The 21,684-nt window shown below is 70.4% G+C and carries 14 protein-coding genes and 1 pseudogene; 1 reads left to right on the forward strand and 14 read right to left on the reverse strand.

The window, feature by feature from the left end; all coding sequences use genetic code 11:
- Window positions 1–3: 3 nt before the first annotated feature.
- The 14 genes from ACZ7M2_RS30770 to ACZ7M2_RS30835 form a co-directional block, all read right to left on the reverse strand.
- A complete protein-coding gene (locus tag ACZ7M2_RS30770) occupies window positions 4–651 on the reverse strand; it encodes a PIG-L deacetylase family protein (protein ID WP_471598065.1) in 648 nt (215 codons plus the stop codon).
- Entirely contained in the window at window positions 648–1,433 is a 786-nt protein-coding gene (locus ACZ7M2_RS30775; RefSeq protein WP_471598066.1) for a sugar phosphate nucleotidyltransferase, read from the reverse strand. Before ACZ7M2_RS30775 ends, ACZ7M2_RS30770 begins: the two co-directional genes overlap by 4 nt.
- A complete protein-coding gene (locus ACZ7M2_RS30780; RefSeq protein ID WP_471598067.1) occupies window positions 1,430–2,680 on the reverse strand; it encodes a class I SAM-dependent methyltransferase in 1,251 nt (416 codons plus the stop codon). The genes ACZ7M2_RS30775 and ACZ7M2_RS30780 overlap by 4 nt, the downstream gene beginning before the upstream one ends.
- Window positions 2,677–3,918 carry a glycosyltransferase gene (locus tag ACZ7M2_RS30785; protein WP_471598068.1) on the reverse strand — a complete coding sequence of 414 codons (1,242 nt, stop codon included), beginning with the start codon at window positions 3,916–3,918 and terminating at the stop codon, window positions 2,677–2,679. The genes ACZ7M2_RS30780 and ACZ7M2_RS30785 overlap by 4 nt, the downstream gene beginning before the upstream one ends.
- Before the next feature lie 2 nt (window positions 3,919–3,920).
- Complete coding sequence (locus ACZ7M2_RS30790) at window positions 3,921–5,153, reverse strand: O-antigen ligase domain-containing protein (protein WP_471598069.1); 1,233 nt, start codon at window positions 5,151–5,153, stop codon at window positions 3,921–3,923.
- 1 nt (window position 5,154) lies between these two features.
- Window positions 5,155–6,702 carry a right-handed parallel beta-helix repeat-containing protein gene (locus tag ACZ7M2_RS30795; RefSeq protein ID WP_471598070.1) on the reverse strand — a complete coding sequence of 516 codons (1,548 nt, stop codon included), beginning with the start codon at window positions 6,700–6,702 and terminating at the stop codon, window positions 5,155–5,157.
- An 8-nt stretch (window positions 6,703–6,710) separates the two neighbouring features.
- Window positions 6,711–8,651, reverse strand: a complete 1,941-nt coding sequence (locus tag ACZ7M2_RS30800; RefSeq protein ID WP_471598071.1) for a heparinase II/III family protein — start codon at window positions 8,649–8,651, stop codon at window positions 6,711–6,713.
- Window positions 8,648–10,828 carry a bi-domain-containing oxidoreductase gene (locus tag ACZ7M2_RS30805; RefSeq protein WP_471598072.1) on the reverse strand — a complete coding sequence of 727 codons (2,181 nt, stop codon included), beginning with the start codon at window positions 10,826–10,828 and terminating at the stop codon, window positions 8,648–8,650. Before ACZ7M2_RS30805 ends, ACZ7M2_RS30800 begins: the two co-directional genes overlap by 4 nt.
- Before the next feature lie 16 nt (window positions 10,829–10,844).
- A complete protein-coding gene (asnB, locus tag ACZ7M2_RS30810; RefSeq protein ID WP_471598073.1) occupies window positions 10,845–12,779 on the reverse strand; it encodes an asparagine synthase (glutamine-hydrolyzing) in 1,935 nt (644 codons plus the stop codon).
- A 3-nt stretch (window positions 12,780–12,782) separates the two neighbouring features.
- Window positions 12,783–14,336, reverse strand: a complete 1,554-nt coding sequence (locus ACZ7M2_RS30815) for a Wzz/FepE/Etk N-terminal domain-containing protein (RefSeq protein WP_471598074.1) — start codon at window positions 14,334–14,336, stop codon at window positions 12,783–12,785.
- Window positions 14,333–15,703, reverse strand: a complete 1,371-nt coding sequence (locus ACZ7M2_RS30820; protein ID WP_471598075.1) for a Wzz/FepE/Etk N-terminal domain-containing protein — start codon at window positions 15,701–15,703, stop codon at window positions 14,333–14,335. Before ACZ7M2_RS30820 ends, ACZ7M2_RS30815 begins: the two co-directional genes overlap by 4 nt.
- On the reverse strand, window positions 15,700–16,965 hold the full coding sequence (locus tag ACZ7M2_RS30825; protein WP_471598076.1) for a glycosyltransferase family 4 protein: 1,266 nt from the start codon (window positions 16,963–16,965) through the stop codon (window positions 15,700–15,702). The genes ACZ7M2_RS30820 and ACZ7M2_RS30825 overlap by 4 nt, the downstream gene beginning before the upstream one ends.
- Window positions 16,955–18,280 (reverse strand): nucleotide sugar dehydrogenase, encoded by a 1,326-nt coding sequence (locus ACZ7M2_RS30830; RefSeq protein WP_471598077.1) that lies wholly within the window; start codon window positions 18,278–18,280, stop codon window positions 16,955–16,957. The genes ACZ7M2_RS30825 and ACZ7M2_RS30830 overlap by 11 nt, the downstream gene beginning before the upstream one ends.
- A gap of 70 nt (window positions 18,281–18,350) precedes the next feature.
- The gene (locus ACZ7M2_RS30835; RefSeq protein WP_471598078.1) at window positions 18,351–19,823 is read right to left on the reverse strand and encodes a sugar transferase; all 1,473 of its coding nucleotides are present in this window, start codon (window positions 19,821–19,823) and stop codon (window positions 18,351–18,353) included.
- An 831-nt stretch (window positions 19,824–20,654) separates the two neighbouring features.
- Between ACZ7M2_RS30835 and ACZ7M2_RS30840 the strand changes: the two are divergent.
- Window positions 20,655–20,729 (forward strand): annotated as a pseudogene (locus ACZ7M2_RS30840) (IS5/IS1182 family transposase); the annotation flags it as partial.
- Window positions 20,730–21,684: the final 955 nt, after the last annotated feature.

Here is a 21,684-nt window from a genome sequence, read left to right on the forward strand (position 1 = left end):
GGTTCAACCCCCCAGGTTGAGCGTGAGTTTGGTGACGGCGAACGCTTCGGCGTATCGCTCGTGGCATTCGATGCCGCGGATCCGCGCGAGGCCGAGGAAGGCCTCCCGGTCGTACCAGGGCCGGTGCCGCTGCGAGGGGTAGTGCTCCTGCAGCAGTCGCACCTTCTGTTCGGCGATCTCCGGCGACAGTGGCTGGTACACGGCCGGACGGCCGAGGTCGCCGTCCCACTTGACGATCTCGTAGCCGAGCACGAGGTGGTCGCGGAAGGCGGTGGGGATCAGCTTCGCCAGGCCGCGGTGGTCCTGGTGTGCGTCGTCGGTGCGCGGGGCCAGGATCAGATCCGGGTCGGTCTGTCCGCGCAGTTCCTCGACGGCGGCCTTGGCCTCGTCCCAGTGCACGGGCATGCGGCCGTCCGGCAGTTTGAGCACGGTCAGCCGCAGGTCGGCGCCCGGGCAGAAGGCGGCGAGCGCGGCCCGCTCCTCCTGCTCGCGTTCGCTGCCCCCACCGGAGAGCACCAGCGCGTCGACCCGGAGACCCGGCCGCGCGAGGCACATGGCGAGCAGCGTGCCGCCGGCGCCGATGGCGATGTCGTCGCAGTGCGCGCCCACGGCGACGATCCGGTCCAGGGACCCGGTCCCGAGTCGGATCACGCGCGCACCCCCTGCTCCCACACGGCCCACGGGCGGTCGCCCTGGGCGTAGGCGGCGTCGAGCGCGGCCCGCTCCTTCACGGTGTCGGTCGGCTTCCAGAAGCCGCGGTGCTGGTGCGCCACCAGCCGTCCACGCTTGGCCAGTTGGGCGCATCCGTCGGCCACCAGGTCCCCGTTCTCCGGTATGTGGTCGAAGACCTCCTGGCGGAGCACGAAGTAGCCGCCGTTCTCCCACAGCGGCAGTTCGCTCACCGCGGTGATGCCGCCCACCAGCCCGTCCTCGCCCAACTCCACGCAGTGGAACGACGACTGCGGCGGCACCACCATCATCGACGCACCGGCGTCGCGTTGCGCGAACTTCTCGATCATCTCCGGCAGCGGGGCGTCGGTGAGGACGTCGGCGTAGTTGGCGAGGAACATCTCGTCGCCGTCCAGGTGGTGGCGCACGCGGCGCAGCCGCTCCCCGATCGGTGACTCGATGCCCGTCTGCGCGAACGTGATCGTCCAGTCCGAGATGTCGGTGGACAGCAGCTCGGTCCGCCCGTCGCGCAGCACGAAGTCGTTGGACGTCGTCTCCTCGTAGTTGAGGAAGAAGTCCTTGATGTGGTGGGCCCCGTACCCGAGACACAGGATGAACTCCGTGTGCCCGAAGTGCGCGTAGTAGCGCATGACGTGCCAGATCAGCGGCCTGGGGCCGACCATCGCCATCGGCTTGGGCACGTCGTCGGAGGTTCCGTTGCGCATCCGCATCCCGTAACCGCCGCAGAACAGAACGACCTTCATGCTGTGACCTTTCGAGACGCGGCCTCGACAATGCTCAGTTCCGGGATGGGAAAGACCAGCCGACCGCCCCAGTCGTGCACGAAGGACAGCTGCTCGACCAGTTCGGCGCGCAGGTTCCACGGGAGGACGAGGACGTAGTCCGGCTTGTCGGCGGCTATCTGCTCGGGCGGCAGGATCGGGATGCGGGTGCCCGGGGTGAACCGGCCGTGCTTGTAGGGGTTGCGGTCGACCGTGTACGGGAGCAGGTCGGGCCGGATGCCGCAGTGGTTGAGCAGGGTGTTGCCCTTGCCCGGGGCGCCGTAGCCGACGACCGTCTCACCACGCTCGGCCGCCTCGATGAGGAACCGCAGCAGGTCCCGGCGCACCTTGGCCACCCGGGCGGAGAACTCGGTGTACCCGGACAGCTCCTGCAGCCCGGCGGCCTTCTCCCGGTCCAGCACGTCGGCCACCCGCGAGGTCGGCTCGCCGGCCACCTCGGTGGGCCGGGCCCACAGCCGGATCGAGCCGCCGTGCGTGGGCAGCAGCTCGACGTCCACGAGCGCGAGTCCGCCGCTGGCGAGGGCCCGGATCGCGGACGCGACCGTGTAGTACTGGAAGTGCTCGTGGTAGATCGTGTCGTACTGGTTCTCCTCGATCAGGGTCAGCAGGTGCTGCACCTCGATGGAGACCCAGCCGTCGTCGGCGACCAGGGCGCGCAGCCCTTGGGTGAACCCGACCACGTCGGGGATGTGCGCGTAGACGTTGTTGGCCACGACCAGGTCCGCCGGGCCGTGTTCGGCACGGACGGCCGAGCCGGTGTCCGGGCTCAGGAACTCCGTGAGCGTGGGCACACCGGCGTCCCGCGCAGCGGCGCCGACGTTCACCGAGGGCTCGATGCCGAGGCAGCGGATCCCCCGGTCCACCACATGCCGCAGCAGATACCCGTCGTTGCTCGCGACCTCGACCACGAAGGCGGCGGTGCCGAGCCCCACCCGCTCCACGGCGTCGGCGACGAACGTGCGCGCGTGCTCCACCCAGGAGGTCGAGAAGGAGGAGAAGTACGCGTACTCGCTGAACGTCTCCTCCGGCGTGATCAGCGGAGGGATCTGCGCGAGCCAGCATTCGGTGCAGACCCGCAGGTGCAGCGGGTACGCCGGTTCCGGCTTGTCCAGTTGGTCCGCGGCGAGGAAGCTCTCACATGGTGGCGTCGCCCCAAGATCGACGACGCTCGCCAGTGTCGCCGAGCCGCAGAGTCGGCATCGTGTCATCTGCTGTTCCCATCCCCCCTGCTCACGCGGGTGTCCCCGCCGCGAGTCTGTGCTGACCGACCCGCGATCGCGGTGCGGTACTCCTCCAGCAGGCGCTCCAGCCCGACTTCCGGGCTGAAACCCTGTTCGTAACGGAGCCGGGCCGCCTGGCCCATCTCCCGGCCAAGAGCCGGCTCGGCCGCGATCCGGCGTATGCAGGACGCGAGCGAGGCGGGCTCGCCCGGCCGGTGCAGCAGCCCGGTCACGCCGTCCTCGACGAGTTCGACGAAGGCGCCGTGACCCGCGGCGACGGTCGGGACCCCGGCCGCCATCGCCTCCACGACCACCAGGCCGAACGCCTCCAGCCACGTCGAGGGAGCCACCACGGCGACCGATTGCGCGATGGCCTTTTGGCACTCCGCCGGATCCAGCAGGCCGACGTAACGCACGTCGTCCCGGCCCGCTGCCCAGGCGGTCACCTCTCGCTCCAGTGGACCCGTGCCGGCGATCGCGAGCGGTACGCCCACACCGCCGCTCGCCGCGATCTCGTCCCATGCGGTCATGAGCAGCCGTACGCCCTTGGCCTCCGCGAGCCGGCCGAGATAGAGCAGCTGCTCTCCCCCGCCCACTCGGCAAGTGCCCGGCTCCGGCACGAAGTTGTGCTTCACCGCCAGCCGCTCGGCCGGCATGCCGGCCCGCACCAGGACGTCGCGCTGCGCCGCGGAGATGCAGAGGAACCGCTCCACGCCGGACCACCACCGCCGCCGGTTGGCCGACAGGCTGACGGCGAGCGGCACGGTCGCCAGGCGGGAGTTGCGGTAGCAGCCGTGCCGGACGGCGGGAAGCGGCGTCGATCCGACGCACTCGGTGCACGGCCGGCCGTCCCGCTGCAGCGTGCCGGGCGGGCAGACCTGGGTGTAGTTGTGCAGCGTGGCGACGGCGGGCACCCCGGCGTCGGCGCAGGCGGCCAGCACCGCGGGCGACAGGAGCGGGAAGACGTTGTGGACGTGGACCACGTCCGGCCGCTCGGCGCGGAGCCGGTTGGCGAGCTCTGTGCGGACCGCCGGGTTCCACGGCACCCGCAGGGGCACCGCGACCTTGGCGAGGAGGGACATGGCGCCGATGTCGTCGCTGCGCCGCTCGAACACCTCGACCCGGTGGCCGGCCGCGCGCAGCAGCTCCACCTCCTGGTCGACGACCTTGTTCTCCCCGCTCGGCTGCGCCGAGCCGTAGCGGTTGTGCACCACGAGGATGTGCATGCTCACCTCACCTCCGATCTCTGGGCCCAGCGCGGGACATGCCGTCGAGGGACCTCGGGCAGCGCGAGGGGTGTGGCCTGGGCAGGTGTCGCCAACAGCGAGGCGGCCAGGGCCAGATGCAGCAGATACGGCGAGGCGTCGCCGAGACCGGCCTCGGTGTACGACGCGATCGCGCAGTAGCTGATCAGGAAGATCGCGCAGGCCCGCTGCAGCGAGGGTGGCCGCAGCAACGCGACGCCGCCCAGCACGATGATGATCGCCGCGACGAGGGTGACGCCGATCAGGCCCTGCTCGTTGTAGACGGCCAGCCAACTGTTGTCGATCGGCAGGCCGCCGAAGGACTTGTCGCCCAGGCCCACGCCGAACAGCTTCTCCCCGGTCGTCCGGGGCGCGGCCAGCAGGGCGTCCCATACCTTGGCCCGGCCGGTGAGGCTGGAGAAGTTCTCCTTGCTCTGTCCGCGCAGGAACCACGTCTGGAGCATGGAGGCGAATCCCACCGCGGCCACCGTGGCGATCGCCACCGCCCAGGTGAAGAAGCGGCGGGCCGCGGCGCTGGTGAGCAGGAGCGAGCCGATCGCCAGCACCAGCCCGAGCACCAGGCCGAGCGTGGCCGTCCGGGTATGGGTCAGCGCGAGCAGGACGAGTGACGGCACGATGACCAGCGCCGCGCTGGTCCTGTCGACCCGGCGGCCCAGTACGAGCAGCACGGTGAGCCCGATGATCACCGCGGCGTACTGTCCGATCTGCGGCGGGGTGAGTGGCCACAACGCGCCGACCAGGCGCCCGCCGTAGAGGTCGGGCAGGGCCGCGCCTGGTGAGACGAGCAGGCCGGCGGCCACCGACCCAAGCACCGCGAAGTACATCCGGATGTGGTGCCGTACGAACGTCAGACTGCTGTCCCACCAGCGGCTGAGCAACCACAGCGTGCTGACGAAGAGAGTCAGCCGGAAGCAGCGGAACAGGGCGCCGAACCCGGACTCCAGTTGCACGCTGGAGATCAGGCTCGTCACCAGCAGCAGGGTGAGCAGGAGCACGTACGCACTGGCTCGGATGCGCAGCCGGAGATTGACCGCGAGCGCCAGCGTGAACGCGGCGACCAGCGCACCCATGGTGACCAGCTGGATGAGGGAACGGGGCAGCGGGACGATGGTCTTCGCCCCGGCGGAGCCGAGCGTGTTGAGGACCAGCAGTCCCCAGACCACCCCGACGATCTTCGGCGTGCGCTCCGCCTCCATCTCAACCACCGACCTTCGCGGTGAGGTCGAGGGTGCTGCCCTTGTCCTGCTGGTACGGCGTGCCCTGCCACTGCGTGAAGTCGAGCACGCGGGCCGGGTCGTGGGCGACGAACTTCCACGGTCCGACGTAGACGTTGTCGTGCCAGCGGTTGTGCTGCTTGGTGGTGATCGCGTCGGCCACCGGCTCGCCGTGGTACGGCGACCAGTCCGGATAGGTGCCGTAGTTGGACAGCACCGCCATGCGGTCGCACTTCTCCGTGCACTTGAGGACGGACTTGTCGAGCACGAAGCGGTTGTCGTGGATGTCCACCCGCTGGGTCTTCCACCGGCAGTCGGAGTAGAGCGGCGCCTTGGCGATCGCGGGATTCCTGCAGCTGCCGGTCTTCTTCACCAGCAACGTGCAGTCACCGGAGGAGGTGTTGGCCGGGCTGTTGCAGAACCGGTCGGCGTTCTCCCACAGGGTGATCCCGGACCAGTTGTTCTCCAGCGCGTTCTTGTAGATCTCGATCTTGTCGGTGCGGGCCTTGATCCGTGGTTCGCCGCCCGACTCGGACAGGTAGATCGTCGCGAACGGGAAGCTGTCGCCGGCGTCGGCCGCCTTGCGGCCCTCGACCCAGTTGTTCCGCCGGATCGTGTTGTTCCGGATGATCGCGTTGTAGCTGATCTCGTAGATCAGCGCGGCACCGTCGTTGGCCTCGATGACGTTGTTCTCGATGAGGAAGTCGTTGTTGTTGGTGTCCGCCCACAACCCGGTGCCCCGGTTGTCGTGCACCCAGTTCCCACGGATGTCCGCGCCGTTGACGTCCCAGAACTTGATGCCGCCGGTGCAGCCGCAGCCCGGCTTGCGCCGCTCCCAGTCGCCGGTGTTGTTGCCGACGATCTCGTTGCCCTCGACCACCAGGCCGGTGAGACGGCCGTTGCCCTTGTACGCGTTCATGCCGTACTGGCCGTTGTTCTTCAGGCAGTTGGCGCGGACCTGCTGGCGGCCACCGGCCATCAGCCCGGCACCGTCGTTGTCCTGGATCGTCGAGTCCTCGATCACCCATCCGTCGGCCGAGTCGTGGTTGACCACCCCCTCGTCGGACGGCGCCGCGAAACGCTGCACGGTCAGGTAGCGGATGCTGACGCCACTGGCGCTGCCGCTGAACGCGTACTGGTTCTTCTTCCCGCCGTCGAGCACCGCGCCCGGCGCACCGATGTAGCGGTCCCCCTTCTTTGGGACGACCTGGGCGTAGCGGTCCGGGTCGAGCCGGTGCTTGCCCGGCCGGAGCCAGAACGTGGTGTTCGGCGGGTTGCTCTTGGTCTTCGCCGCCAGGTCACCGACCTTCGCCGGGTCGACCGTCACCGCACCCGCCGGTGCCTTGGTCGGCCCGGCCGCGGGGTTGGCGCACACCCGGGCCAGGGACGTGGACCGGGCCCCGGACGTGGTCGGCACTGCGGTCGGTTTCGCATCGCCTTCCGGCGTGCTGCTGTCACAGCCGGTCGCCGCCAACAGGGCCAGCGCCAGCGGTGCCACCGCCAACGCCCAGGGCCGCCTCTTGATCCCCACGCGCCCCCCTAGCCGCGGAACCTGAGCACGGTGGTGAAACCCGCCGTGCCGTCGGTGGAGCCGCTGCCGATCAGGGTGGTGGCGGGTTCCTTGCGCCCGAAGCCGGCGGAGTACCAGCCCAGCGGCGGCTCGCTCTCGCCGTGATGCGCCTGCCAGGACAGCTCCTCGGGCAGGTCGAGTACGGCGGAACGGTCCTCGCCGTCGCGGGTCCAGGTGAGCCGGGCCCGGCTTCCGACCAGGTCCGCGGTGATCGCCGGGCCGAGGTGGAAAGCCAGCCGCACGGTCCGGCGCGGGCCGCTCACCTCGTCGACCAGCTTCAACTCCTGGCTCTCGGCGATCAGTTCCACCCGGCGGCGATGCACGGAGCCCTGGTAACCGTCGTGCTCGGCAGACCAGCGGGCCACCTCGCCGGACGGGTCCGCGACCAGGACACGGCTCTCGGCATGCCGGGTCCACAGGAACGGGCCGCCGGAGACGGACTGGTCAGCGCCGTCCAACTGGAGGGTGTTGTGGCCGAGGGTCGACCGGAAGTACTGCCGCCACTCGGGCTGCCCGTGATAGCAGTACGTCCCCGGGTCGGCGAGTACGTCGACCCCGTCTTGCCGGACCTCCACGGACAGCGCGTCCGCGTGGGCGTGCGCGGCGATGGACAGGAAGCCGTGCGGACCACCGTCGCAGCGGCACCAGATCTCCTCCGGGCCGCGCAGGATCGTCATGCCGGCGTCGGCGAAGTGGGCCGGTCGGCTCGCCGGGCGGGTCCCGGACGGTTCGGTGGGCTTGACGAGCGCGGCCAGCAGCGGGGTGCGCACATCGGTGCCGGTCACCGTCGGCCACCAGTCGAGCCGGCCGAACACGGCCTCCCCGGTGGCCAGCAGCGAGCCCCAGCGATCGGTGCCCGCGCCGTCCACGATCAGACCGTGCCCGTCGTCCGCGTCCCCCTGACGCGGCGGCCGGAGCCGGTTGTCGACGACGGCCGCGAGCGCGTCGGTCATGCGCAGCAGTACCAGGCGGACGGTCGCGGGGACTTGAACGCCTGCGGCATCCGCCTCGGCCACGGCGGCCAGGCCGAGCTCCAGGACCAGTCCGTGGTACTCGGTGGCCAGCTCGCGGTTGAGGCCGGAGAGGTAGGTGTTGCCGCGCAGTTGCCGCTCCAGCGACCGCAGTGCGCCGGCCCGCCAGCGCGCCGAGTCGGGGAACCAGTCGAACGCGCAGGCCGCGGCCAACTGGCCGGCATCCTCGGCGATGACGTGATTGTTGGCCGAAGAGCCCCGGCTGGGGAAGGCGGCCAGCCAGCGCTGGTGGTGCCAGATCTGGTTCAGCGCCACCGGGTTGTCCTCGAACAGCCCGGCCGCGCCCGGCCAGCCTTCGAGCAGTCGGCGGATCCACACCCAGGACAGCAGCCGGATGCCCAGCTCGATGCCGCTGACCCAATGGACGCCGCGCAGCGGCGGGTTGGCCGACCACCACGACCGCAGATGCTCGGCCACGCGCTCGGCGTACCGCTCGTTCCCGCTGATCGCGTAGGCGGCGGCGAGCTGGGTGAGGTACTGGTGCCGGGACGGCTCCCAGATCTGCTTGATGTCCCCGACCGCGCCCTCGTCGCGGTACGGCACGTCGAAGGCGTAGACCTGCGGAGCCCGGCGGCCGGTCTTCGGGTCGTACGACCAGTCCGGGTCGACCAGGTCGTCACGGTCCACCCCGAAGAACTCGCCGTGCCCGTCCATCAGCCGGTCCGCCTCGGCGCCGAGACGTTTCGCGGCGTCCGGAGCGATGGCGGCGATCGTGCCCGCGGGCAGGACGGCGGTGAACCGGGCGCCAGTCACGCTCGGACAGTCGGGCTGCGCCGACCGCCAGCGGCGCCTGCGCACCGTGTCGCTCACCCGGCCGGCGATCTCCTGCGGTCCCATCCGGGACAGCCGCCGGAGGTACCAGCCCGCGCTCATGGTCATCGGGACCTCGCCAGGGTCACCGGCGCGCCACCGGCCAGGCCGGCCTGCACGGCGAGGGTGGCCGCCGTGGTGGCGACCAGCGACTCCAGCGGCACCGGCATCGGCCCGCCGGTCCGAACGGCCCTGATGAACGCGGCCAGTTCGGCGTTCTGGCCCTTGTCCCGGGCCTTGGGCAGCCGCGAACTGACCCACTTCTTACGGCCGTACACCGAGGCACGGACGAAGTCGTCGAGCCGCAGTGCGCTGCCGTCCGCGACCAGGTCCAGGGTCTCCTTGGGAAAGCCGGACGGGCCGGTGGTGACGTAACTGATGGTGGCGGTGGATCCGTCCGGGTAGCGCAGTACGACCTGGAGGTCCTCGTTACCGGAGGTGGCGGTCGCGTACACGGAGACCGGGTCCGCGTCGAGCAGCCAGCTCGCCGTGTCGATGAAGTGGCCGCCCTCACCGGCGAACCGGGAGCCCTCGGTGCCCTGTTGGAGGTACCAGCTGCCGTGCTGCAGTCGGCCCGCGTTGACCAGGTAGCGGAGGTTCGCCGGACCGGTCCGGGCGCCGAACCTGTTCTTGGCCTCCTGGAGCAGCGGCGCGAACCGGCGGTTGAAGCCCACCTGCAGCCGGTCGTTGCCGGACTCCTCCACCGCCGCGAGCACGCCAGCCAGCTCGTCCTCGGTGAGGGCCAATGGCTTCTCGACGAACACGGTCTTGCCGGCCAGCAGTGCCTGCCGGGTCAGTTCGGCGTGCGAGCTGTGCCGGGTGACGACGAACACCGCGTCGACGGACTTGTCGCCGAGCACGGCGTCGAGGTCGGTGGTCGCCTCTTCGAAGCCGAACTTCCGCTGGGCGTTGGCCGCGGACAGCGCCGTCGTGGTGACCACCGTCGACAACTTCACGCCTTCGCGCTGGGCCAGGTGCGGCAACAGCATCGACGTCGCGTAGTTCCCCGCGCCGATGAACGCCAGACGCACCGGCGAGTTGGTGGCCCGGGCCGGACTCGGCTTCACGGTCACCGCGGGCACGGCCACCGCCGGGGCCGCCGGCTCGGCCTTCTCGGCGTCCTGTTCGGGGTACCGGAACAGCACGGCCACGGCCTTGAGTTCGCCGTCCTTCAGGCGCTGGTACGTCTCGACGGCATCGTCGAAGGCGGCGACGTGGGAGATCAGGGGTTCCACGTCGACCCTGCCGCGGGCGACGAGGTCGAGGAAGCAGGCCAGGTTGCGGCGCTCGGTCCAGCGCACATAGCCGATCGGGTAGTCGCGCCCCTCCAGCTCGTACGACGGGTCGTAGCGCCCGGGCCCGTAGGAACGCGAGAACCGGACGTCGAGTTCCTTCTCGTAGTACGCGTTCCACGGCAGGTCCAGGCGGCACTTGCCGATGTCGACGACCCGGCCGCGGTCCCGGCAGAGGCGGGCGGCGAGCTCGACGGGCTGGTTGCTGCCGCCGCCGGCCGCCAGGTACACCTGGTCGACGCCATGGCCGTCGGTGAGTTCGGCGACGGCGGCTTCCACGGCCGCGGACCCGGGGTCGCCGCAGGCCGCGGCGCCCAGGCGCTCGGCGAGTTCGCAGCGCGCCGGGTCGGGGTCGGCGCCGACGACACGGACTCCGGCGGCGGTGAGGAGCTGCGCCACCAGCTGCCCGATCAGGCCGAGGCCGATGACGAGTGCCACCTCGCCGAGCTGCGGCTCGCCCTGGCGGACGCCCTGCATGGCGATCGACCCGACGGTGCCGAAGGCCGCGTGCCGCGGCGCGAGGCCGTCCGGCACCGGGGTGTAGAGGTTCTTCGGCACCCAGTTCAGCTCGGCGTGCAACGCGTGCTCGTTGCCGGCGCAGGCCACGAGGTCGCCGACCTTCACGTCGTCGATGCCGGCGCCGACCTGTTCGACCACCCCGCACAGCGAGTAGCCCAGCGGCGTGTAGGAGTCCAGCTTGCCCATCACCTTGCGGTACGTGGCGGGCACCCCGTTGGTGGCCACGCTCTGCATGACTTTGGCCACCTGGTCGGGCCGCGAGCGGGCCTTGCCCAGCATCGACATGCCGGCCTCGGACACCTTCATGAGCTCTGTGCCGGTGGAGATCAGCGAGTAGGCGCTGCGGACCAGCACACCGCCCGGCTTGCACCCAGGCACCGGAACGTCGAGCACCGCCAGCTCGCCGCTCTTGTAGTTCTGTACGACCTGTTTCACCGAAGTCCTCTTGTTTCTACGCCGTCACGGGGGAGTTCTGGCCGGACCCGGAGGTCGCGTCGCGATACCAGTACTCGAGGGTCAGCACATGCCACAGATGCTTGGAGAAGTCCTGCTGCCCGGCGGCGTCCTCGGCGACCATCCGCGCCAGCGCGTCGCGGCGCAGGAACCCGGAGCGGACGAGCTCGCCGTCGTTGACCACCTCGCGCACCAGCGGTGCCAGATCCCGGCTCATCCAGGCCCGCAGCGGGGCGCTGAACAGTCCCTTGGGCCGGTACACGATCTCCCGGGGCAGGATCGAGGTGGCCGCCTCCTTGAGGACGGCCTTGCCCTGCCGTCCGACGATCTTGCGGTCGCCGGGCACGGCGAACGCCGCCTTGACCACCTCGACGTCCACATACGGCACCCGCACCTCGGTCGACGCGGCCATGCTCGACCGGTCCGTGTAGGCGAGGTTCAGGCCTGGCAGGAACATCCGGGCGTCGCCCAGGCACATGCGGTTGACGAAGTCGTCGAGGTCGTTGTCCTGGTAGATGTCCGCGTGCTCGGTGAGTACGTCGTCGACCGTTCCGGCCAGGTCCGGGTCGACCAGGGCGAGCAGCTCGTCCTGGTCGTACATGGTGTAGCTGCGCCGGAACGCGGTCTCCTCCGGCAGATCGGCGAAGGAGAGGAACCGCTTCGCGAAGCGCACCGACCGGAACCCCCGGCGGGACGTGGCGACCGGCAGCCGTCCCACGGCCGCGGACACCCCGCGCCGCAGCGGCCGCGGGACGCGCTGGTAACGCAGCGCGAGCTGGTTGGCCAGGTGCTTGCGGTACCCGGCGAACAGCTCGTCGGCGCCCATCCCCGAGAGCATCACCTTGACCCCGGCCTCCCGGGCGGCCGAGCAGATCAGGAAGGTGTTGATCGCGGCGGGGTCGCCGATCGGCTCGTCCAGGTGGTACGTCATCTGCGGCAGCAGGTCGAGTACGTTCGGGGCGATCTCGATCTCGTGCAGGTCGACGCCGAACCGCTCGGCCACCTGGTGGGCATAGCGCAGGTCGTCCGGCATCGCCTCGAACTTGGCGTCCTCGGCGCGGAACCCGATCGTGTAGGCGGAGATCCCGGGGTGGTCGCGGGCCGCCAGCGCGGTCAGGTAGCTGGAGTCGAGCCCACCGGAGAGGAAGGTCGCCACGGGTACGTCGGAGAGCAGGTGCTGCCGGGTCGAGTCCTCGACGATGGCTGCCAGGTCCGGCAGTTCGCCACTCCGGGCGCGCTCCCGGCCCTCGGCGGCGACGTCCTTCAGGTTCCAGAACCGGCCGCGCTCCACCCGGCCGTCGGCCCGGCACCGCAGCCAGCTACCTGGCGGCAGCTTCTCCGCCTCGCGGAGCGCGCACCGCGAGTCCGGCACCCAGTAGTAGAGCAGCGAGGCCACCATGGCCGCGTGGTCCACCTCCAACTTGCCGCCGGTCGCGACGGCGAGCGCCTTGAGCTCGGAGGCGAACACCAGGCCCTCGCCGCGCCGGAGCAGGAACAGCGGCTTGATGCCCAACTGGTCCCGGACCAGCACCAGTTCGCCGGTGCGCTCGTCGAAGATCCCGAACGCGAACATGCCGCGCAGCCGGGGCAGACAGTCGGTACCCCAGCGCCGCCAGGCCTCAAGGAGCACCTCGGTGTCGGAGGTGCCGCGAAAGCGCACCCCGGCGGCCGCCAGCTCGGCACGCAGCTCGGGCGCGTTGTACAGCTCTCCGTTGTACGTCAGGACGAGGCCGTCCTTGGCCATCGGCTGGGCGCCGGTCTCGGACAGGTCGATGATGGACAGCCGGCGGTGCCCGAGGTGCACCTCGCCGTTACCGACGGGGTGGCTGTACCGGCCCGCCCCGTCCGGACCGCGGTGGGCGAGGGTCTCGGTGAGCCGGTCGGTAACGATCTTCCCGTCCGGCCATCGATAAGTGCCCGCGATGCCACACATGTGCTACCGCACCTCCTCGTTGTTGTCCGGGACCCGTGCCGCCCACATCGGCAGCCGCTCCGTCTGCCGCCGGCCCTCCCCCACTGCCTGAACGGCGTGGGAGGTACCCCCACCGTTCCGTCGGGCCAGCCGCTCGTTCTGGCCGCGCAGCGCGATGTGCAGCCCGTCCCACAGCGTGCCGTCGGTCCGGTCCCGCGGATCGGGGTCGATCAGCACCACACCGATCACCGGGATGCTCTGGTCCGCGAGCTGCCGGGCCACGGTGTGCAACCATGCCGCGCTGCCGTGCCCGGCACGCACGACGAGCACGGTCTGGGTGCCGAGGTACTGGAGGTCGGTCCACGCGGTGCCGGGTGCGACCGAGCCGACGCCGAGCAGGTGCCCCTGGTCCGGCACGGCCGTGGCTTGCTCGCCGCTGACGACGGTGGGATCTCCTGGCTTGGGGCGGCGGCCGGAGAGCTGCGGGCCAGGCAGACCGTCGATGATGGCCACGGGTCCCTCGGCCGACAGTGCCCTGGCGACGTTCAGCGCGAGCACGCTCGTACTGCGCGCACAGCCCAGTTCCAGCAGCGACACCGGTTCCCCGGAGCCGCGCACGGTACGGGCCAGAGTCCCGGTGAGCCGTTCGCGTGCCACCCGGGTCCGTCGGCGCTGCCACAGCCTGCCCGACCGGCGGGGCAGCTCCGCGATGACCGAGGCACCCAGGTTCGCCGCGATGTCCCGGCGCAGCACGGGGCGGTCCGCCACCACCACGCCGACCGCCGCCAGCGCGAGCCCGAGGACGAGCCCGAGGACGAGCCCGACCGCGGCGGCGGTGACCGCGGCCTTGGGCAGGGACTGTCGCACCGCGCGCGCCGCGTCCACGACCTGCGTGCCGGCGATGACGCTGGGCGTGCCGGTACGCGCATCCGCGGCGCGCTGGTCGAAATCGGCGATCCGCGAGTTGAGTTCGGCCCGGCGGGCGAAGAGCGACTCGATGCTCGCCGACGCTGTCGGGTCGCTGTTCGGCGACCGGTCGCCGATCTCCTTGTTGACCTGGGCGAGCTCGTCCCGCGTGCGGTCACGCTGGTCGAGCAGGGCCTTGGACTCGGCCTTCGCGGTTTCCTGCATCCGCGTCACGTGGTCCGTGACGAACGCGTCGGCCAGCGCCTTGGCCCGGGCCACCGCCTCCGCCTCGCTGTCGGCGGTCACATCGATCTGCAGCAGGTTGTTGGTCAGGCCGGTACCCCGGTAGTCCCGCATGAAGTCCTCGGGTTTTTCCGGGGACTTGAGGGACTTCAGGGCCATGTCGGCGACCCGTGTGGTCTGCAGCACCGCGACGTCGGTACGGATCAGCGTTCCGGTGTCGTTCGGCTGGTCCTCCGCGTGCGCGACCAGCACCTTGGTCATCGCGCTCGGCGGCGGCGGCATCAGCACCGCCACCGCCGCACCGGCCAGCAGGCCGAGGAGTGCCATGGCGCTCCACAGGCGGCGGCGCCTGCGCACCGCCACCACCAGCGCCTGCAGGTCGAGGAGCGGGGCGGCCGCCGGCGACTCCGAAGTCGTGCTCGTCGTCACGCTGAACCTCCCCTCACGTGGCCGGGCACCGCGAACGTCAGAGTGGCGTCGTCAGGAAGTTGGTCGGCGGACCGCGCGGGGCGGGCCTCGACCGTGCCGGCGACGACGACGCCGACGACCTCGTGCCTGCCGTCCGCGCATGCCTCGGCGATGCCGGTGAGCTCCTCCGCGGTCCAGCTGCTCGCGCTGAGCACCACCAGGGCGCCGGACTCGGTGTCGTGGTCCGGCACCATCGGCCGGTCCACCGACACCGCCACCACCCGTAGCAGCGGATCACCCTTGGCCTCGGCGGCGAGCTGTCCGGCGGCCCGGCGGGCGATCTCGTCGCCGTCCGGTACGACGACCAGCAGCCGCCGGGGAGCCGGCAGTTGCTCCCGGAGGCGGGCGCACACCCGCCGGTAGCGGAGCTGTCTGCCGGCCTCGTCGCCGGACTTCTGCGGGGCCGGTACGTCCCACCGCGTGTCGACGCCGAGGAGTCGGCTGATCCGGGCTCGTGGGCCCCCGCCTTCCGGCCGCTGCGCTCGCCGTTCACCGGGCACGTCGACGGTGCCGAGGAACGTCGAGCCCAGTGCCGCGGCGATCTCCGGTTCGGTGCGCAGTCGGCGGTTCATCCGTGCGGCGACGAGATGGCCGATGACCGCGAGCAGGAAGAACAGCAGCGCCCCGCCGACGATGAGCTGCGTCCTCGTCGGCGGCGCCTCACCGGTCGGCCGGGCGGCCGGGCCCATGACGACCATGCCTGCCTTGCTGGTCGCCGGGTTGGCCTCGGCCAGCTTCTTCATGGCGTCCTCCAGCGAGGTGCGCAGGTTCTCGAGCGCGGTGCGGGCCTGCACGCTCTCCACGGTCTGCCCCGGATCGGCCGCCTTGGCCAGGTCGCTGATGCGGCGGTTGGTCTCCGCCACCTGCTTCCGCAGCGCTTCGGTCTCCGTGGTCGCTCCGGCGTCGGTGCCGCCACCCGCGATCTGCGCGGTGAACTGCACGAATTGCTGGGCCACCCGGTCGGCGAGCCGCTGCGCGCGCTCCGGGGTGTCGGCCGTACCCGAGATCGTGATGATGTTCCCGTCCGCGGCCTTGGCGCTCACGTTCTTCTGCAGCTCGGTGTCGCTGACGCCGGACCAGTGGAGAGCGTCGGCCGCGCGGCCGATCACTGCCGAACTGGTGGCGATGTCCACCTGGGTGAGCAGCTCGCGCTCCTCCCACACCCCTGGCAGCAGTACCGGTGCCGACGCGGTGTATCGCGGCGGGAACACCAGCACCGAGGTGCCGAAGCCGACGAGTGCGCCCACCACGGCGAGGGCGGCGAGAAGCCGCCACCGCCGACGGAGTATCCGCCCGATCGTGACGAGGCGGATGGTGTCTTCGTTCAACTGCGCTGCCTCTTCCTTGTGCGCACCGGACCGCCCGCCGAGACCGCAGTGCGGTCACGGCACGCGGCGGCGTAGGCGGCGAGCAGCGATGCCTGCGAGTTACGCCAGGAAAGCTGCCCGCCAATTCGCTCCTGGCCGATCTTGCCCATCCGGGCCCGCTTCTCCGGATCGTCCAGCAACACCGTGATGAGCTTGGCGAACTGGGCCTCGTCGTTGGCGGGCGCGTAGACGGCGGCGTCACCGGCGGAGACGCGCGCCTCCTTCAGGTCGAACGAGACGATCGGCCGGCCCATCGCCATGTACTCCAGGACCTTGTTCATGGTCGACACGTCGTTCAGCGGATTGCGCGGGTCGGGGGAAAGGCACACGTCCGCGGTGGACAGGTAGCGCACCAGGTCGGCGTCCGGAATGCGCCCGGTGAACTGCACCTGCTCCGTGAGTCCGAGCTGCCGGGACAGCTCCACCATCGCGTCGAAGGCGTCGCCCGCGCCGACGAACACCGCATGCCAGTCGGTCCGCCCGAGCTCGTCGCGCAGCTTCGCGAGGGCCCGCAAGGCGTAGTCGACGCCGTCCTGAGGGCCCATGACGCCGAGGTAGCACAGCAGATGAGGTTTGCCGCGCTTCAACTCCGGCTCGGGCGGCACCGGTTGGAACCGGTCGATCTGGGGCGCACTGCGCACCACGAAAACGTCCTCCGGCCGCCGGCCGCCACGGCGCATCGCGACGTCCCGGTAGCTCTCGTTCGTGGCGAGCACGATGTCCGCGGCCCGGTAGGTCAGCCGTTCCAGCGCGCACACGGCGCGGTAGAGCCGGTCTTCACCGCGGCCGAACCGGGACAGGTACAGCTCGGGTACCAGGTCGTGCTGGTCGAAGACGAACCGCGCGCCGCGCCGCTTCAGCCACAGCGCCGGCAGGAACAGCAGGTCCGGCGGGTTGCAGGCGTGGACCACGTCGACCGGGCCGACCTTGCGGGCCAGCCGGGCCGTGTGCCACAACGCCGCTCCGTACTCCCGCAGGTAGCCGGCCGGTCCTCCGGTGGCCGCGCGCAACGGGTAGCGGTGGATCCGCACCCCGTCGATCACCGCCTCCGGCTCCGTGTCCCGCTTCTCCCCGCGGGGACAGATGACGTGCACCTCCCAGCCCGCGTCGCGCAGGGTCGTGCACTCCTGCCACACCCGCCGGTCGAACGGCACCGACAGGTTCTCCACCAGGATCAGCGCGCGTCGGCCCAACCCGTCACCGCTGATTGCATTACCAAGCAAGGCCCACGTACCCCGGTTCGGCCCGGCGCGCCTCGGCGTCGGGAAGGTGGATGAGGTCGACTATCACCGGACCGTCGCCATGGGGCAGCGCCGACAGGACGGCCGGATCCCTGGTCCCGACCAGGCACACCTCGGCGTGTTCGAGCACCTCGTCGACGGACTCCGCGAGCAGCTGCGCGAGGTGCGGCAGCCGGGTCTCGATGTACTCGCGGTTCGCGCCGATCAGCCGGGACAGGCTCACGTTGGCGTCGTAGATCTTCAGGTCGTAACCCTTGCCGTAGAGCCTCTCCGCCAACTCGACGAGCGGGCTCTCGCGGAGGTCGTCGGTGCCGGGTTTGAAGGACAGCCCGAACAGGCCCACCCGGCGCTTGCCGGTGCGCTCGACCAGTTCCACCGCGCGCTGCAGATGGTCGGAGTTGGAGGGCAGCACGTGGGAGAGGATGGGCACCGAGACGTCGGCCCGCTGCGCCGCGTGGACCAGGCTGCGCAGGTCCTTGGGCAGGCAGGAGCCGCCGAAGGCGAAGCCGGGCCGCAGATAGGCGGGGCTGATGTTCAGCTTTCGGTCGGCCAGGAACACGTCCATCACCTGGTGCGAGTCCACCCCGAGCGCCTGGCACACCGCGCCCAGCTCGTTCGCGAAGCCGATCTTCAGGCCGTGGAACGCGTTGTCCGCGTACTTGATCGCCTCGGCCGTCGGGACCGGCACCCGGAACACCTCGCCTGGCAAGCCCTCGTACAGTGCCGCCACCGCGTCGCCGCTTGCCGGGTCGAGCTCGCCGATGACGGTCTTGGGCGGGTCGAAGAAGTCCCGCACGCTCGTGCCCTCGCGCAGGAACTCCGGGTTGACCGCGACCCCGATGTCCGCCCCGGCCGTGCCGCCGACGTTCTTCTCCAGGATCGGTACCAGCAGGTTCAGGCAGGTGCCCGGGAGCATGGTGCTGCGGAACACGACGGTGTGCCGCCCACTGCGCCCACTTCGATCCGCCAGCGCGGCACCGATCTGCTCGGTGACCCGCTCCAAGTACGTGGTGCAGAGGCTGCCGTTGGGCTCCGACGGGGTGCCCACGCAGACCAGCGACACCTCGCTGTCCATGATCGCCTCGCGGACGTCGGTGGTGGCGCGCAGCGCTCCGGTCCGCACGACCTCGGCGGTGAGCTCGCCGATCCGCTCCTCGACCACCGGGGCCTTGCCGTCGTTGACCAGGTCGACCTTCACCTGGTTGACATCCACCCCGATGACCTCGTGCCCCATGCTGGCCAGGCACGCGGCCGACACGCAGCCCACGTAGCCGAGCCCGAACACGCTGATTCTCATGACCCGTCTCTCCCCCCAGGCAGGCCCTTGTGGCCTGCGGTCCGTGCTTCGGTCGGACGACCCCCGCGCATCAGTAGGCCCCCTGCCCGTGGAGCACCGCACGCAGCGTCTTCCACAAGATCACTGTGTCCAGGGCGAGCGACCAGTCCTCCACGTACCGCAGGTCGAGGCGGACCGCTTCCTCCCACGGCAGGTCGCTGCGTCCGCTGATCTGCCACAGGCCGGTGAGTCCGGGCTTGACCAGCAGCCGCCGCCGGATGTCCGGGCCGTACGCGGCGGACTCCTCCGGCAGCGGAGGCCGCGGACCGACGAGCGACATCGATCCGGTGAGTACGTTGAAAAGCTGCGGGAGTTCGTCGAGCGAGTACCGGCGCAGCACTGTTCCCACCCGGGTCACCCGCGGATCCCGGCGGAGCTTGAACAGCAGCCCCGCACCCTCGTTGCGGTCGGCCAGTTCGGCACGTGCCCGGTCGGCCCCGACGACCATGGTGCGGAACTTGAGGATGGTGAACTCGCAGCCGTCCTTGCCGACCCTGCGCTGGCGGTAGAACGCCCCGCCCCGGCTATCGATCACCACGAGCAGTCCGACGAAAACCATCAGCGGCGCGAACAGCATCAGCAGGATCGCTGCGCCCATCCGGTCGACGACTCCCTTTATCGCCCGGCGGCCCCCGGTGAAGGTCGGCATGCTGACCCGCAGCAGCGGGATCCCGAGCACCGCGTCGACGTGCAGCCGCGGGCCGGCCACCTCCATCAGCACGGGGGCCACGACCATCTCGGCGTCGCTGCCTTCGAGGTTCCAGGCCAGCCGCTGCAGCCGGTCCGGTGTCCAGTACGCGTCCGGCGTGACCGCGACGACCCGGTAGCCGTCGTGCTCGACGTACTTGGCGACGTCGGTCAGCCGGCCGACGACCGGCACTCCGTCCAGTTCGTCACCGTCGATCCCGTCCGTCGTGCACACTCCGTCCACGCGCCACCCGAGGTGCGGGAACTTACGGGTTCGGGTGATCAGGTCGCGCACGGTGTCCGGGCTCCCGGCGGCGAGCACCGGTCTCAGACACTGCCCTTCCTTCCGCTGTTTGTGCAGCGAGAGGCGGAGCAGATACCGCGCGGTCATGGTGACGAGCGCGATCGCGGGGATCGCGACGAATATCCAGAGCTTGATGTTGCGCGAGGTGAGGGCGATCCCGCCGAGCGCGAGTACGACGGTCGCCGTGAACAGTGAGCGTCCGAGCCGGCGGAATTCCTCGGCACCCTGGCCGAGCACCGCCGGAGCCCACGACCGGCTCACCGCAAGCGCTCCCAGCACCAGCAGCTCGGTGCCGAACGCGAGAATTCCCCACTTCTCATGCCAGTTGGCCGCGTCCCGGGCCCCGAAGAACTCGCCGATCGCCGCCACCACACAGGCGGTGACCACGGTGTCGCTGGTGATCACGGTACGGCGGTACCGCTGCTCCCAATCGCTCGCGGGCTGGCTGATCGCCTCATTCGCCAGACGCCGGCGCGCCGACGAAAAAGGGTCGACTACTCCCCCCTGCCGCACAGAACCCCCCCGGTTCCCAGTGGTACGACGTGTTCGCCCCACACGGTTCCTCCCCTGGGAGGCCCCCGCCTCCCGCACGCTTCCTCCCCTCGGGAGGCCCCCGCCCCCCGCGCCGCGCTGTTCCTCCCCAGAGGAAGCCCCTGGCCCGTGCATGACATCCCGGCTGCTACAGGGCTACTTGAACAACCCGCCCTGGCGGCACCAAGCTCGCATATCCTGCCGGACTCTCGAGGTGCGCGGGAACCCGTCGAAACCTCGGGTGCTCCCCGCACCCAAAGCCCCTCTCGGGCCACAAGAATTGATCACCCCCACGTCCGGCGCCGGAGACGCCGTTGCTGGCCGTCCGTAACGCCGGACCTATAGATCATCATTTGTCGCCTCGTGTCCCAGCATGCGAAGCAAGGTCAATCTAGACCATCCGACCCCTCCTGAAGAGAGGGGTGTGTGGAATTTGTGCTCAAGATTTGGAGGTTGATCCTCGGACGGGTGATCACCTGCGAGTGCCTTGACAACGAAGTCGTGCCTTGTGACCTGTGATGACGGAGTTCTCCGGGCTGCCGGCACCGGCAACCCCGAGGCGTCCCGGCACCGTCGACTGGGCTGCACTCAGGGCAAGTTCGGCGGAATCTTGTCGATGAGCACGGGGCGGTGGTTGCGGGTGTGAGCGATCGACGGCACGCGGGAACGGATCTTCACCGCTCCGCTCGCGCAGGCAGGCGCCGAGGACGACCTCGACCGGGTCGTCGCCGTCGACTCCACGATCGTGCGCGCTCACCGGCACGTCGCCGGAGCCCGCCCGAACGGGCCCCGGCCGGCGAGCCGCATGACCACGCCCTCGGACGCTCCCGCGGCGGACTGACCACGAAGATCCACTTGGTGGCCGACGGCCGTTGCCGCCCGCTCGCCTTCCCAACAGGCCGAAGACGCCCCCGCATACACAGGTCATGGCCCGTTTGCGGATGCCCAGGCAGATCGACCACCCCGCACGACGTCGGCTGCGGTCCTGGCCGACAAGACATCCCACCCGGTCAAGCGTCAAGCCGTTGCCGCAGCAAGTTCGGGGGACGGTTGCGGGAAGGCGCTGACTCCGTCGTAGCTGTGACCATTCCGGAGGCAGTGGAACTTCATTCCCCTACAGCGGCTGAAGTGGCTCCTCTGCGCGACGACATGGCGATCGCCGCCCTCTCGGCGACGGTCATGGTGAGCTCTGGCGCCAGGCGAGCGGGTAAGGGAGACGAACGCCCAGACATAGCCGACAGCAGCAGGCCAGCTCGCGCCCTGAAGGCCAATTCTTGCCGACCTCCACTTTCCATCAGGCATACTCCTCGCGAGCCATGCGAACTCGCCTCAGCAGGCGGGACATCCGTGCAGTGGTGCCGCAACCGGCCAATCGGATCGCCGCATGCAAACGCCGTGGCAGATCCGATGGCCGGCCGCGAGGTCTTCGGCCGCGAGGTCTAAATGCAGCGCAACCATCCTCCTCGCCGGACTCCACATCGCCGCCATCTTCATCTCGACAGCGACATGATCCGAAGAAAACGGCCTGGTACGGGAGCGCGACAAGACCGCACCGAACACCGCGCACCAGGCCGCCCCCGAACGCAGAAACCCCCCGCGGGAGGCCAACCCGTCGAAGGTTCCTCACCGCGCCCACCCGGGCAAACGGCCCGCCCTGGACCACATGGAAGCCAAGAGTCACTTTCGACAATCCGTGCCGTGGAGTGCCACGTCCCCCTTCGCACCGCACACCAAGATCCGGACCAGACGCGGACCAACTCGGTTTCACAGGGGGCGATGCTGCCCATTTCCGCAGTTCGGAAGCAAGGAAGGCCGTGGACCAAAAGCAGACCAAGAGCCTCCT

The sequence above is a fragment of the Streptomyces sp. NPDC111507 genome, from assembly GCF_055638955.1.